The organism is Roseofilum sp., from assembly GCF_982964205.1.
Genome location: NZ_CEZBFX010000064.1, coordinates 12,657 through 27,695 on the forward strand (window position 1 = coordinate 12,657; position 15,039 = coordinate 27,695).

Consider the following 15,039-nt stretch of genomic DNA (forward strand, 5'->3'; position numbering starts at 1 on the left):
GTTGTAGGGGTGAAAACTGTTTCTCCCCTATAGCATGGTGCGTAGATCTTCAAATAAGCGGTGAGCTTCTTCAATTTCAAAATTTTCGAGTCGCTCTTCAAGTCGGTGAATTTTCGGTTCTAGGGGCGTATCGATCGCCTCCTGTTTCAACTTATCGACTAACGAGATCGCCTCAATCAAATCAGTCTCGAGTAAATCCAGAATCTGACTAATCAACTGGGCAATGCGCTCCTGGTTCCACTGCTTCTGCTCCTGCTCCTGGACAGTATCGGGTAAATGTTTAATACCCTCTAATACCTGATCTAAGGCTTCGAGTAATCTCGCCTGACTAGCTTGCAACTGTTCAATATTGAGAGCATCTAACCTTAACATCTCTTCGACCTTCACTGCCCAGACATATACCCGATTAGCTCCAATATTACCCGCTGCTCCTTTCAAACCATGAACCTGCTCTTGTGCGGGTAACCACTCTTGGCGGCCAATTGTCCCTTTGAAATGTAAGCCAAAGTCCTGGTAGTGCTGATAAAATAACTTCAGTAATCCTTGATACCCTTGCCAGTTCCCTTGCATACGGGATAAACCAGCTTCCAGATTAATCCCCGGTACAGAGGGATAAACGGGTCTATCCTTTTCCTCCTCAGCCATATGCTCTATTTGCTCTTTGCTCTCCTCTGGTGCCGTATACATTCCTGGAGCAATCCAGCGCAGGAGAGCTGAATATAAGGCTCCGGGATTCACGGGTTTTGCGACATGATCGTTCATACCTGCGGCTAAACTTTTAGCCCGATCGCCATCCATCGCATGGGCAGTCATCGCCACAATCGGCACCGTCGCAAACCGTTCTGTTTCTAAATTCCCTTCCTCTGCCATAGCGCGAATCTCTCTAGTGGCGGTTAATCCGTCAACTTCAGGCATCCGAATATCCATCAAAATCAGATCGAAAGCGTGCGATCGCACCTTCGAGATCGCCTCTTTACCATCGATCGCCCACTCCACCTTCAGCCCTACACTCTGCAACAGTTCCCGTGCAATTAACGAATTCACCTCATTATCTTCAACCAACAAAACCTGAGCGCCCTGGATCTGTTTGAGTTGTTCATCCAAAGCAGAAGAGGACGCGATCGATAGATTTTGATTAAAAGGGATGTTGTACCCTAGAACCAAAAGAATCGTCTCCAATAATTGGGAGCGATTAATGGGTTTGGTCACCAACACCTTCTGATCTAACCAGGGAGCAGCTTCTAGGATACGCTCTTCCGTATGAGCTGTCACCATTAAGATCTGGGCAATACCCGCCAAAAGGGGATCGGCTTTGATCCCTCTTAAGGTTTCTAAACCATTCATGTTGGGCATATAGGCATCAATTAAGACCAGATCAAACGGAGCTAAGTCCCTTGCCGCTTCTAAAGAGGCGATCGCCTCCTCTCCAGAACCCACTGCCATTGCTTGTAAGCCAAAAGAATTTAAGATCTTCACGAGCATCTCCCTAGAGAAGGGATGATCGTCAACCACTAAAGCCTTTGAACCCGCTAAATTAGGAATCTCTAGGGATTGAGAGTAATCCCCTAAAGCACACAGATACGGAACTTCCAATTCAAAGGAAAAGGTCGTACCTTGATGAAGCTCACTTTTAACCTCAATCGTACCTCCCATCAATGTCACCAGACGTTTGCAAATCGCTAATCCTAACCCAGTGCCCTGATATTTGCGACTAATGGATGCATCTGCTTGAGTAAAGGCTTCAAACAGGGTATCAAGCTGATCTGAGGTTAAACCGATACCGGTATCATTGACTTCAAATTTAAGCTTGACCAACCTTTCCGTTAAGGCCAAGGTCTCAATGCTAATCATTACACAGCCTTTTTCAGTAAATTTTACCGCATTACTGGTAAAATTAATCAGGACTTGGCTCAACCGCAGAAAATCCCCTATCACATAACTGGGGACATTACTATTGACCTCAAACAACAGATCTAAACCCTTTTCTTTTGCCTTAAATGAAAACAGATTATATAAGTTATCTAAAATTGATTCTAATTGAAAGGGGGCATACTCTAACTGCATTTTCCCTGCTTCAATCTTAGAGAAATCCAAGATATCATTGAGGATAGACAACAAAGAATGAGCGGAACTCTGAATCTTTTTCAGATAGTCTTTTTGCTCCTCATTTAAATCGGTTTTTAGAATCAAATGCGTCAACCCTAAAACCCCATTCATAGGGGTGCGAATCTCATGACTCATCAAAGCCAAAAACTCACTTTTAGCACGATTAGCATATTCGGCCGCTTCTGTAGCTTCTTGTAGTTCTTGTTCCGCTAATTTGTGTTTGGTAATATCTACAGACATACCAATCATGCGGATGGGTTGTCCCTCTGGATCGCACACCACCGTAGCATTCACTTGAAACCAATGCCAGAATGGATTGATAAGATTGGGATCGGCACAGACTCGATGTTCAATTTGGAAAGAACCCCGTTCCTTAATCGCCTTTTGATTGGCGTGATGCAGCCTCTGAACATCAGAGGGATGAACCAGGGCTAGGGCTTGATCGCAGTCCATTTCTACCGGAATATCTTGATTAAGAGTGGAAGAAAAATATATGCTCTTCGTTCGTAAATCTTGTTGCCAGGCGATCGCCCCAGAGACCTCTAATGCTAACAATAATTGGGTTTCCCTTTCTTGTAAGGCTAGTTCAGCTAGTTTCCGAGCGGTGATATCAAAGCGAATGGTTAAATATTGAAAGGCTTTACCTTGGCCATTAATGAAGGGCACAATAGTACTCGATACCCAATATAATTGGCCATTTTTAGCACGATTACAAATTTCTCCATTCCAAATTTTACCTTGGCTAATGGTACCCCACAGATCTTGGAAAAAGGCTGCGTCATGGTAACCCGATTTAATGACCCGATGGGTTTTGCCGATCAGCTCCTGTTGTGAGTAACCTGATAGGGAACAGAATTGCTCATTGACATAAGTAATGATTCCTTGAGCATCAGTAATGGCTACAAGGGCGGATTGATCTAGGGCTTCCTTAAAAGTAGATAACTCACCAATCAGCTCTTGTCGTTCTAGCTCGGCTTTTTTGCGGGCTGTAATCTCTCGGAAAATTCCCTGAATCAAGGTTTCTCCTTCGATGGTAATAACAGACGTTGAAACATCAACAGGGACGAGATCGCCAGTTTCAGATTCGCACTCTATATCGAATAATTGATCAATGTCTTGATTGGCGATCGCCTGAAATGCCTCTTGCATCTCTGATAATCTCTCTGGTGGAAACACATCACTCCAGTGCATTTGACAGAAAGTTTCCCGACTATAACCGAATAATTGTTGTGCCTTAATATTGACTTCCTGAATGTTGCCCTGTCGATTCGTTAAGACAATAGCATCACCAGCTCCATCCATCAGCGCTCGATAGCGAGCTTCCCGATCCTTCAAGGCAGCAGTGCGCTCGATCACTTTATTTTCCAGTTGCTGATTAAGTTCTTCGAGCAGGCGACTTGCTCGTTGGCGTTCGAGTTCTGCTCCTGCACGCGCTGCAAACACTCTGAGGATCTGTTCTGCCCATTGGGGATTTTGCAGAGGTTGGGTATCTAAAATACAAAGGCTACCGATCGCTTCTCCCTGAGCATTATAGATGGCAATTCCCAAATAGCTTTCAGCACCTAGCACTCCTAAATCGGGATCGTCAGGAAAATGTTCCTTAACCGCATTAATACAAACATAAACTCCCCGATCAAGAGCTTGTTCGCAAGGAGTATTAGCGATCGGATAACTAAATTGGGTGTGCCATTGACCTTTCCCCCAAAAGGCTAAAGTAGAAAGCCGATCTCCCACAATTTCTGACACTAGAGCATAGGCAACATTCAGGGCTTTACTAATATACTTCACTAAGGCAGGGAAAAAATTGTCTCCTGTGGTTGCTGCGGTTCCAACCACCAGATTATCTAACGCTCTTTGGGCTTGTTTTCGTTGGGTAATATCTTGCATCAACCCCAACACATAAGTTGTCCCTTCTTCACCCTGGAGTAAAGAGGTTGAGATAGCGATTATTCGTTTCGATCCATCTTTATGTTCAATTTCCCATTCTTCCGCCATCAGGTTATGTCCGTCTCGCATCTGCTCCATTCGGGCGATCGCCTGCTGTTGAATCTCTGGGTCAGGATATAAACTCTGGTACCAGCCTAATCGATTGATTTCGTCTAAACTATAGCCAGTAATCCGTTCTATTTGCTGATTCCAGACGGTAAATCGTACAAAGGGAAATTCTTCTATGTTATGACAAACACATAAGCCTTCCGCCATTTGATCTAAAATTTGCCCAGAAAAACGGTTTTCTTGTTCTACACGCAATTCGGCTGATTTGCGATCGCTAATATCGATGATACTCCCGACATAACCCACCACTTCCCCAGTATGATCTCGCTCAACCACCAATTGTCCATACACCCAGATTATACGTCCATCAGCATGTTGCAAGCGGTACTCTAACTGACAAGGGCTATGGTTTTCCATAGCTTGTGTCCAAACATCTCTCACCTGGGGACGATCCTCTGGATGTATCACATATAGCCATTGATCTCCCAAGGCTTGCTCTAGGGAAACTCCCGTCAGGTCAGACCATTTACTATTGACATAAATACACTTGCCGGATTGATCCGTGCGAAAAATACCCACAGGAATTGCTTCTGCTAGACTCGCGTAGCGTTGTTCACTTTGGCGCAGACGATTTTGGGCTTCTTCTTTCTCCCGGAGTTCTTGTTGTAGCTTTTCGTGAGTCGTTGCCTGTTGAATGGCAATCTCCAATTGCACTGCTAAAGTTTGCAATAGCTTCACTTCCGACGGTTTCCATTGCCGGGGTTGCAGACTTTCGCTGACATTCAGCCAACCCCACAATTCACGGCTACAACAATATAGAGGGATTAGGATTTGCGATCGGATCTGCCAATCTCTCAACTGTTGGCGATAACACTCTGGAATGGGGGTTATCTCAATATCGGCGATCGCGCCAATATCTTCCTGTTCATAAGACTGATTAATTTGTTCTGGACAACAGCCCAACAACCTCTCCCCCAGGTGGGAGGATTGCTCTTTATCAATCGATTCAGCCACTACTCGCACTTCCCCATGGGGTTGCCAGTGCCAAATCTGCACCCGATCTGACTCCAGTAAAGGTCTAACCTGTGCCACCGTCGTTTGCAAAATGGTTTCTAAACTGAGAGAAGAGCGAATCTGAGCGGCGACATCGGCAATTAATTTTTCCCGCTCTAATTCAGCATTTCGAGCTTCGAGTAAAGCTATCCTCTGTGCTTCAAGGTGCATTACTTCTTGCTCCAAATCTTCAGCTAATTTATACAGTTCTAGAGGATTGAGCGCTTCCAATAGATTCGTTTCTGTGATAATTCCACAGAGTTTTCCTTCAGAAGAGGTGACGACGACACGCCGAATCGAATACTTCTCCATCAATTGCTGAACAGATAATAGGGAGTCCCTTGGTTGCACGGTAAACACGGGATGACTCATCACCTTCTCGGCGATCGCCCGTTCCAAATCGACTCCCAAAGCATGAAATTGCACCAAATCATGCTCCGTGATAATGCCGACAGGAAATCCTTTCTCGGAGATCGCCACACAACTAATCGAATGCTTGGCCATCACTTGGGCTATATGCAAGAGGGAATCCTGGGGACTCAAGCAAATTACCTGCTGTGTCATTACTTCTTGTACCAGACACAAGCGCAATAAATCTATCGGTCCAGATAGTTGTCTCAGACTCTCATCTGTTACCAATCCAACCAGGTTCTCTTGAGGGTCAACAATCGGTAGATGGCGAATGTGATGCTCTTTGAGTAAATTAATCCCGCCAAATAAATCCATGAACTCTTCCTCTTTCAAGGTAATCACTGGATGGGTCATCACTGCTCCTAGGGTGAGTTGGTCTAGGGGTTGTTCTTGAGCTAATAGGCGTACTAGATCTTGTTCAGTGATAATGCCGATAACTTTCTTGTTTAATGTAATAATAACACAACTGGAGGCCGATTGAATATACGGGTTCTCCGCAACTCTCTGGTTGCCTTGAGTCAAGTTACAATTGCTATGAACAGTACTCATTTTTGCGATCGCTTCCCTCACCAAAGTATCGGTTGATGCGACCAGAGGTTTCCGGACAATAGCACGGTAACCCTCACCTCGTTTAGTCAGGATTGTCGGATTTAAAAACATGGCTCATATCAATTAAAAATTAAAAAAATTAAAAATTAAACATGGCTCTGGGTTGAGGCCAGTTGACCCACTGCGAGACGAATACAGGATCGTACGTCATCCTATCTCTCCTATCTCTGCTCTCATAGATTAACTGAACCCAGTCAATAGTGCCATACGAAGAAACTTTATCATTCAGTACAAGTTCCCCGTAATCATTTAATTATTAATCGTTAATCGTTAATTATTTAATGGGGAGCGTAATCTTAAAAATCGAGCCATGGGGTTTATTATTACTCACCTGAATGTTCCCCCCATGGGCCTCTACGACCAACTTACAAAACGCTAGACCTAATCCAATTTGTGAAATATCGGGTAAAATATTGCCAATTTCGTACTTCTCAAAAATTTTCTCTTTTAAAGACTCTGGAACTCCAGGACCTCTATCCAGGACTTCTAACGTGATAGGCCCAGAAACGGGAGCATTTAAGTGAATAATAATTTGGCTATCGACAGGCGAAAACTTAATGGCATTGGAGAGTAAGTTATCTAATACCCGATGGATCATCGCTTCATCAATAGCAATCATGCTTCTGGGTTCTTCTGAGTAGAGGGTAATTAGGATTTGATTTCTATTAGCAGCAATCTCCTCAAAATTAGAAACGGCTGAAGCCACCAGGACAGCTAGATCCATTTCTTGTAAGTTCAGGCGAACTTTCCCCGATTCTAAAAGAGAAATTTTCAATAAATCATCAATTAAAACTTGCAGTGCTTGGGCTGAATGATAGATTCTATCGAGTTTATCTTTTTGTTTTTCTGGGCTATACTCCCGACTTCTGAGCAGTTCTAACCCAAATAAGACACTGCCTAGAGGGTTTCGCAAATCATGCACTACCATTTTTACCATATCTTCCCGTAGTTTGAGCAGGCTTTCTAGCTCGTCATACTGCTGCTTAATTCGGAGCATGGAGGAGATACGAGCGCGAAGTTCCATCCCATTTACCGGTTTGCTGATAAAGTCGTCTGCTCCTGCATTCAAACAACGGGCGAGGTCTGATTTTTCACTTAATGCCGTGATCATAATAATGGGCACAACTTTCCATTTAGCCAGAGATTTAATCTGCCGACAAACTTCAATCCCATCAATTCCAGGCATCATCACATCCAGGAGAATCAGGCCTGGATTGTAGGTTTCTAGAGAAGTGAGGGCTTCTTGACCATTGGCCGCATAATAGAGGTTGTAGTCCTGGTTACTCAATAGGGTTTCAATAACATCAAAATTATCGGGTTCATCATCAACAATTAAAATAGAAGACTCATTGATCTGATTCATCTGTTTATTTACCCTATGTCTGGTCTAGATTAGGTGACAACTCCCCACTCCGATCTAGCCTAGTGCCTTGAGCACGGCTTCGCCAATGGTAGAGTGCTGGATTCTCCATCTAGTTTTTAGATCGAGAGGTCCCGTTTCTGAGTGAGGCTTTGCCCAGCTCTACTTCCTTAATCAAGATCCCAGAATTAACACCTTATTGCCCTATAGTCATTTTCCCGGTCTACCGCAGCTCTATGCGCCACTCCTTGAAATTAGATTTCGTTATGCAAGGCTCTCTGTTATGCCTGCGTCGCGGGTAGATGATTGACTAGATCTATTGTACTCTATACAGTAAAGAAGAGTACCCCTTTATTTTTTTGGCTTTCATCCCGACGTTAACTATTGGGGTAGAATGTGCTGCTCTCCGGCTGTTTAAGCAAAAAGCTCCTCTATGAGAGTAACCAATTGTTTGAGTTTAACCGGTTTACTCAGGTATTCATTGGCTCCTGCTTCTAGGGTTCGATCGCGATCGCCCTCCATCGCTAAAGCAGTTAAAGCAATAATCGGAATATCCACCAACTGAAGATCCTGACGGATTTTCTTGATCGCTTCTAAACCATCCATTTCTGGCATCTGAATATCCATTAAAATAATATCGGGCTGTTCTGACGCAGCTAAAGCAACCCCTTCTAAGCCATTTCTACCAATGCACAGTTGATAGCCTTTCACGTTTAAGTAACTGGATAGAGTCGTAATATTCGCGTCGTTATCATCGACGAGCAAGATTAACGGCGATCGCGCCGCAGTAGAAGCGTGAGCCTCTTGAAACCTCTCCGGTTCCGTGGATGGGTTGGTTTCTATAGAGGGCAGTTCTAGACAAGGCAGATCTATACTGACACAAGTCCCGCAATCTACTTTACTCCTCACCACTACTTTACCCCCATGAAGTTCCACAATCTGCTTCACTAAAGTTAAACCCAATCCTGTCCCGGTATACTTTCGATTTAAGGCACTATCGATTTGCACAAAGGGCTTAAAGAGTTTTTCTAGGTTTTCTGGCGCAATCCCAATTCCCGTATCGCTGATACCAATGCGTAGATAATGATGAATCGTGAATCCCGGATCTTGGCGATCGGAGTCCCCTTCTGCATAAAATGCATTTACATTGCGAATTTCCGGAAAACACAGAGGTTCTTCCTGACTCAAGGAATGCCGACTCACTACTTTGAGCGTAATTTTGCCTCCGTCCGGAGTGAATTTCACCGCATTATTGAGCAAGTTAATTAATACTTGGCGAATACGGCGCTCATCGACCCAAAGATCGGGTAAATTCTTGGCGATCTGGGTTTCTAGAAAAATGCCTTTTTTCAGAGCTTGTTGTTTGACAAATGCCAGACTAGAGGTACATAGGGGGGCAACTGGGACACGACGGTATTCTAGTTCTATTTGCCCTGATTCGATTTTAGCGACATCCAGAATATCGTTAATTAGCTCTAGTAGATGGGAACCACTACGCTCAATAGTTTGTATGGCTTTGAGCTGTCGTTCATTAATTTCCCCAAAGATTTGCTCTTGCAGTCCTTCCGTCATTCCCAGGATGGCATTGAGAGGAGTGCGAAGTTCGTGACTCATATTGGCCAGGAATTCATCTTTGAGTTGAGTGGCGCGGGCGAGTTCTTGGTTGGTTTTTAGAAGTTGTTGTTCAGCCGCTTGGCGATCGCTAATATCTCGAGAAACGCAAATTAAGTACCCATTGTCCGTGAGAGTAAGGGAGAGTTCTTGGGCAAAAGGTTCACCTTGCCGTAGAGCAACGGTAGTGCCTCGCCATTGGTGTTTCACATCCAGAACAGGAAAGACTTGCTCTTCAAAGAATTGGATTTGTTCGGGAGCGTAGAGCTTGCGCCACGTTTGTCCGAGCAATTCTTGGGGGTCAGTAAAGTTAAAGAGGCTCAGGTGAGCTTGGTTGATGAAGATATAGCGATCATCTTTGAGAATCGCAATCCCATCGATCGCCGCTTCAATGGCTGCCATCTGGGGTTGTAGTTGGGCTTGTGCCTGTTTGCGATCGGTAATATCCTGACAGACACAAATGCGTGTCCCATCTTCCGTGAGCGTCAGGGAGAGGTATTCATTAAAGGTCGATCCATCTTTACGGGTGGCAATTACCTCCCCTCTCCAAGACCCTTGTTCGAGGAGTACGGGAAATATTTCTTCCTCAAAGCGTTTCAGCTCTTGCTCAGAATACAAGATTCTCCAGCTCTTGCCGATCAGCTCTTCGGGGCTATCATAGTCAAACATCTGTACATGGGAACGGTTCAAATATTCGTAGTAGTCTCCCTTAAGAAGGGCAATACCATCCACAGCCGCCTCAATGCTGGCCAGTTGCCGGGCATTTTCCTGTTCCGTTTCTTCTCGCTTGCGCTGTAGTCGATAGCCTTGCATCAGGTTACTACAGGTAATCAGAAAGGGTTCTAGTTCTTCTACGATCGCCAGATCGTAGCCCTGGGGTCGATTGGCAATCCCCACCATTCCCACGAGGGTAGATCCAATGTAAATGGGCAAACCTAAAAAGGTCTTCAGGGGGGGATGACCATCGGGAATGCCGCAGTGCTGGGGGTCGGTGTTGGGACTATTGGTAATTACCGGTTTTCTGGTCATCACGACAGCCCCAAACAGGGTATTGATATTCTCAAATTCTGGGGTGGCTCGATCCCAAACCCCATTGCTAATACTGTAGGTTTTTAGGTAAGGAACGCCACGAATTTTTAGCAAGATTTCATTACATTCAGGACGCTTATCCTGCTGCTCCCTGAGCGAAGTCGAAGGGAGGATAGAACTGTTCTGATCCTGAAAGCGCACTTCACCGATAAAACCATATTCACTCTTCGTCAGTTCAAGTAAGTTAGAAAGGAGTCCTTCAAAAATAGTTAACCGATTACCAGCCGTGATAAATTGCGCCTGGGCTGTGCTGATGGCATTGAGCAGTTGGTTACTGCGTGAGAGCGCCATTTCTACTTGTTTGCGATCGCTAATATCAACCCGAATCGCCAGGTACTGAAAGGGTGTTCCCTGGGCATCCAGGAAGGGAATAATGGTGGTATCGACCCAATAAAGGCGACCGTTTTTGGCTCGGTTGCATACTTCTGCTCGCCAAACCTCTCCCTTAGCGATGGTTTCCCACAGGTTTTGGAAAAATTCGGGGGGATGGAATCCGGATTGAATCAGGCGGTGGGTTTTACCCAAGATTTCGGCTTGGGTATAGCCAGAAATTTCACAGAAGCGATCGTTCACATAATTGATGACTCCTTTAGCATCAGTAATAGCCACGATCGCTGCTTGATCCAAGCCTAACTTAAAGTTGGCCAATTCATTTTCCATCTGGGATTTTTTTTGTGCTTCTTGATACTGTTGTTGGGTTTGTTGCAGTTGGGTTTCCATATGTTTGAGATCGCTAATATCTGTAATGCTTCCCACATAACCCATCATCTCTCCATAACTATTGCGCTCTACTGTAGATTGGCTGCAAACCCAGAAGGTACTGCCATCGGGGCGTTGAAGACGGTATTCTAATGCACAAGCACACTGATTTTCGACGGCGTTTACCCAAGCCCTCAACACCTGTTCCCGGTCGTCTGGATAGAGGAGCTGCATCCATCCATCCCCCATGGCATCAGCTTCTGGGAGTCTTGTTAATATAGACCAGCGACGATTTACATATGTGTATTTCCCCGCCTTATTTGTGTAAAAAATACCAACAAAAAGACTTTCCGCGAGACTTTCGTATCGTTGCTGACTTTGTTTCAGTAAGCATTCTGCCTGTTGTCGTGCCCTCAGTTCTACTGTTACTTTTTGGTGCGTATTAGCCTGTTGGATAGCGATCGCCAATTGTACCCCAATGTCTTCTAAAAGGGCAACCTCGTCCTCCGTCCAGTCCCGATAATCCCCACATTGATGAATCATTAAAAATCCCCAAGGTTGATCGTCTAAAATTATGGGGATAACCAAATTAGACTTCACTTGATAGGGATCTAATCCCTTCAGAGGGGAGGAGCTATCTCCCGCCGTTTGATCTCGAAAACAAGAGGGTGCGATCGCATGTCCCAGGGCTGATGGCCAGCGAGGATCGACAGATTCGGCAATAATATGTCCATGACCATCACTTTGAAATTGGCATACCACCGCGCGATCGCACGCGAACAACCGTCTAATCTCCCCCATAGCCCCCTCTAAAACTTCTTGTAGATTCAGGGATTGACCCATCCGCCTAGCAATATCGGCCACAACTTTCTCTCGTTCCCGTTGCGCTTCTAAATTGTTAACTTTACGTTCTAAAACTTCCACTAACTTGTAGATTTCTAGGGGATTCAGAGCTTGTAAGAGATTGCTTTGAGTGACTATTCCCAGCAGTTCCCCTTGCACTCCGGTCACCACCAGGTGCTGAGTAAAATATTGCTCCATAATTTTCTGCACTGCCCACAGAGAGTCTTGGGGTTTAACCGCAAAAATGGGACTGCTCATTAAACTAGAAGCCGTATAGTCTTGCAGATGAGGATAAAAGCTATGAAATTGAACCAGGTCTCGCTCAGTAATGATACCTACTGGAACAGCTAGGGAACCTGTAGCGGTGGGACGAGTTTGAATCATCACGACAGAGCTAATCTGGTGGTTAGCCATTAATTGGGAAATTTGGAAGAGGGATGCCTCAGGGGTTGTGCAAATCACATCGGCACTCATCACTTCTTGTACTTCTCGCAGACGCAACAGATCCATGGGGCGCGAGATCTGGAGTAAACTTTCATGGGTAACTAATCCCACCAAGTTCTCTTGAGCATCAAGGATGGGGAGATGGCGAATATGGTGTTGTCTGAACAAATTAATGGCAAAAAATAGGTCAGTGAAGTCGTCCTCTTTGAGGGCGATCGCTAAAGGACTCATGACCTGTTGGACGCGCAGATAGGCCAGGGGTTGGTCTTGGGCTAATAAACGCACCATATCCCGTTCAGTAAGGATACCCGTGACATTTTGATTATCCACCACTAGAACACAACTGGAGAGGGCTTCTAAATGCATTTGATCCCGTTGAGTCTCTTGAGTACGGGTTGTTGGGCACGATAGATGAGCGCCACTCATTTTCGAGATCGCCTCTCGCACGTTGGTATTGGCAGAGACCACCAGAGGGTTTTGAACAATGGCTGACCTCAGTTCTATGGGAGTTAGAGCAGTTCCAGAATTCAACATTCACGGTTTGGGGGTTTTATCTATATTATGGAATATCTTACTGATTAGCGATTACCCCTTACCATGGATCAATCTGTTACCGACCTATTAGCCCTTTTGGGTGAACAACCCCAACTGGATTTTAATTTACCCGATCCTGAAGATGAAGAAATTCCAGATCAGGAGTTTCAGCAACAACTCGATACAGCGTGGTTGGTGTGCGATCGCTTTGATTTGCAAACGGATATTTGGCGAGGGCGTATTTTACGGGCGATCCGCGATCGGGAAAAAAAGGGCGGTGATGGCCGGGGAACGGGATTTATTAATTGGTTAAAATCGAAAGAAATTACGAAAAGCCAAGCCTATGCTTTGATTCAATTGGCCAATAGTGCTGATACCTTGGTCGAGGAGGGGCAATTAGACCCGGAAGCGGTTAATAATTTTAGTAAACGGGCGTTTGTAGAAACGGCGAAAGCACCGGTAGAAGTTCAACAATTGGTAACGGATGCGGCTAGTCGTGGCGATCGCATTACTCGACGAGAAGTGAAACAATTGGCTGATGAGTGGATGGCCATGTCTTCAGATTTATTACCCAATGAAGTGAAGGAAAAAGCCGCTTCGGGAACGATGGCCTCAAAACATTTAGCCCCCTTAGTCAAAGAATTAGGGAAACTGCCCGATACTCACCTACAAAGCATTCAAGAAGAGGTCGCCGCGAACCCGGATGTAGAAACCGTTAAACAAATGACATCAGAGGCGCGAAGTCTGGCAAAATACTTAGATGCGGCCGCCCAAGTGCAAGTCCTGAGTCAATCCTCAGTAGACTTAGAGATGGCCCTAGATGAAAGTTTGCGGTTAGGCTGTTTAAGTACGGCTTCAGAATTACTCAAACAGGCCACCCAACTCGAGCAAACTGTAGCCAAGTTATATTTAACCTGGAAACGCTTAGGAAATTTAGCCGATCGCCTCTATGTAGACACGGGAGCGAGTACCCCCCATCTGCGATCGATGCTCAATCAACTCGGTCCTCTCACCAGTGAAATTCTGGAAGTTCCCCTGCAAGATCGGCTTCCAGACTCCCAGGAGAGTCAGTCGAGTATCCGCCTACAATGGCTCATGGGGGAACTAGGGAATAGGGAATAGGGAATAGGGAATTTTCCAATATCCCCATCTCCGTATCTGCTTATCCCTCATCAGACCAGAATGAATAGACGATCGCTTTACGCTATCATCAGATAAATCAATAGGTATAGTCATCATTCAGGCAAATTATTCCAGACAAAGGAGATCGAGACTCAGATTAAGATAGACGCTCCATCCTTCTGGCTCCAGAAGGGGATGAAAACGGCCAAGGGTTAAGTTACACTTAAACCTACCAATCGTCAGTCCTCCCAATAGGCACAAATACATTTGCCATCTTTAAGGATTAACATCATCAATATTAGGAATTAGGAGATTAATCACCTATGCAGCAGCTTGCAGTTAGCACTGAACTCAACTATGAAAGCGAAACTTACAAAGATGCCTATAGCCGGATCAATGCGATCGTCATTGAAGGGGAACAGGAAGCCTATGACAATTACATTAACTTGGCTAGTCTGCTGCCCGATGACAAAGAAGAATTGACGAAGCTGGCGAAGATGGAAAAGCGCCACATGAAGGGATTCCAGGCTTGCGGTAACAATTTGAAAGTCACGCCCGATATGGAGTTTGCCAAAGAATACTTTAATCAACTGCACCAAAACTTCCAGGATGCCCTAGCAGAAGACAAGGTGGTTACCTGTCTGCTGATTCAATCCTTGATTATTGAGTGCTTTGCGATCGCCGCCTACAATATCTATATTCCGGTAGCTGACCCCTTCGCTCGCAAAATCACCGAAGGAGTGGTCAAAGATGAATATCTCCATCTCAACTTTGGTGAAGAATGGCTCAAAGCCCACTTTGAAGACTCTAAAGCAGAACTGCAAGCAGCCAACCGCCAAAATCTACCCATCGTCTGGAAAATGCTCAATCAAGTGGAAAAGGATGCTAAAATCCTGGCGATGGAAAAAGAGTCCTTAATTGAAGACTTCATGATTGCCTACGGTGAAGCCCTAGCCAATATTGGCTTTACCACAGGAGAGATCATGCGAATGTCTGCTTATGGGTTAGTATCTGTCTAATCTCGCCTCAGAAGCCTTGAGTTGACGACCCATTTCTTTCTTAGATTTGAGGAAACCTACCGGTCAGACCGATCCATCTGATCGGTCTTTTTATCAGAAAAATGGGTCTAAAACCCCGTCCTTTTAGGACGGCTTTACAGTAGA

The 15,039-nt window shown here is 45.1% G+C and carries 5 protein-coding genes; 2 read left to right on the plus strand and 3 right to left on the minus strand.

All coding sequences use genetic code 11. From position 1 onward, the window contains the following. Positions 1 to 27: 27 nt before the first annotated feature. The 3 genes from AC3A14_RS15560 to AC3A14_RS15570 all read right to left on the minus strand — a co-directional run bounded on the left by AC3A14_RS15560 (position 28) and on the right by AC3A14_RS15570 (position 12,754). Positions 28 to 6,225 (minus strand): PAS domain S-box protein, encoded by a 6,198-nt coding sequence (locus AC3A14_RS15560; RefSeq protein ID WP_318733842.1) that lies wholly within the window; start codon positions 6,223 to 6,225, stop codon positions 28 to 30. A gap of 223 nt (positions 6,226 to 6,448) precedes the next feature. Continuing rightward, positions 6,449 to 7,528 carry a hybrid sensor histidine kinase/response regulator gene (locus AC3A14_RS15565; RefSeq protein ID WP_413039126.1) on the minus strand — a complete coding sequence of 360 codons (1,080 nt, stop codon included), beginning with the start codon at positions 7,526 to 7,528 and terminating at the stop codon, positions 6,449 to 6,451. Positions 7,529 to 7,948: 420 nt separating this feature from the next. After that, positions 7,949 to 12,754 (minus strand): PAS domain S-box protein, encoded by a 4,806-nt coding sequence (locus AC3A14_RS15570; RefSeq protein WP_318733846.1) that lies wholly within the window; start codon positions 12,752 to 12,754, stop codon positions 7,949 to 7,951. A 63-nt stretch (positions 12,755 to 12,817) separates the two neighbouring features. Between AC3A14_RS15570 and AC3A14_RS15575 the strand changes: the two genes are divergently transcribed. Together AC3A14_RS15575 and AC3A14_RS15580 are read left to right on the plus strand one after the other, a co-directional pair. Then, positions 12,818 to 13,876 carry a hypothetical protein gene (locus AC3A14_RS15575; RefSeq protein ID WP_318719285.1) on the plus strand — a complete coding sequence of 353 codons (1,059 nt, stop codon included), beginning with the start codon at positions 12,818 to 12,820 and terminating at the stop codon, positions 13,874 to 13,876. Between the two features lie 323 nt (positions 13,877 to 14,199). Further along, entirely contained in the window at positions 14,200 to 14,895 is a 696-nt protein-coding gene (locus AC3A14_RS15580) for an aldehyde oxygenase (deformylating) (protein WP_271938620.1), read from the plus strand. Positions 14,896 to 15,039 lie beyond the last annotated feature (144 nt).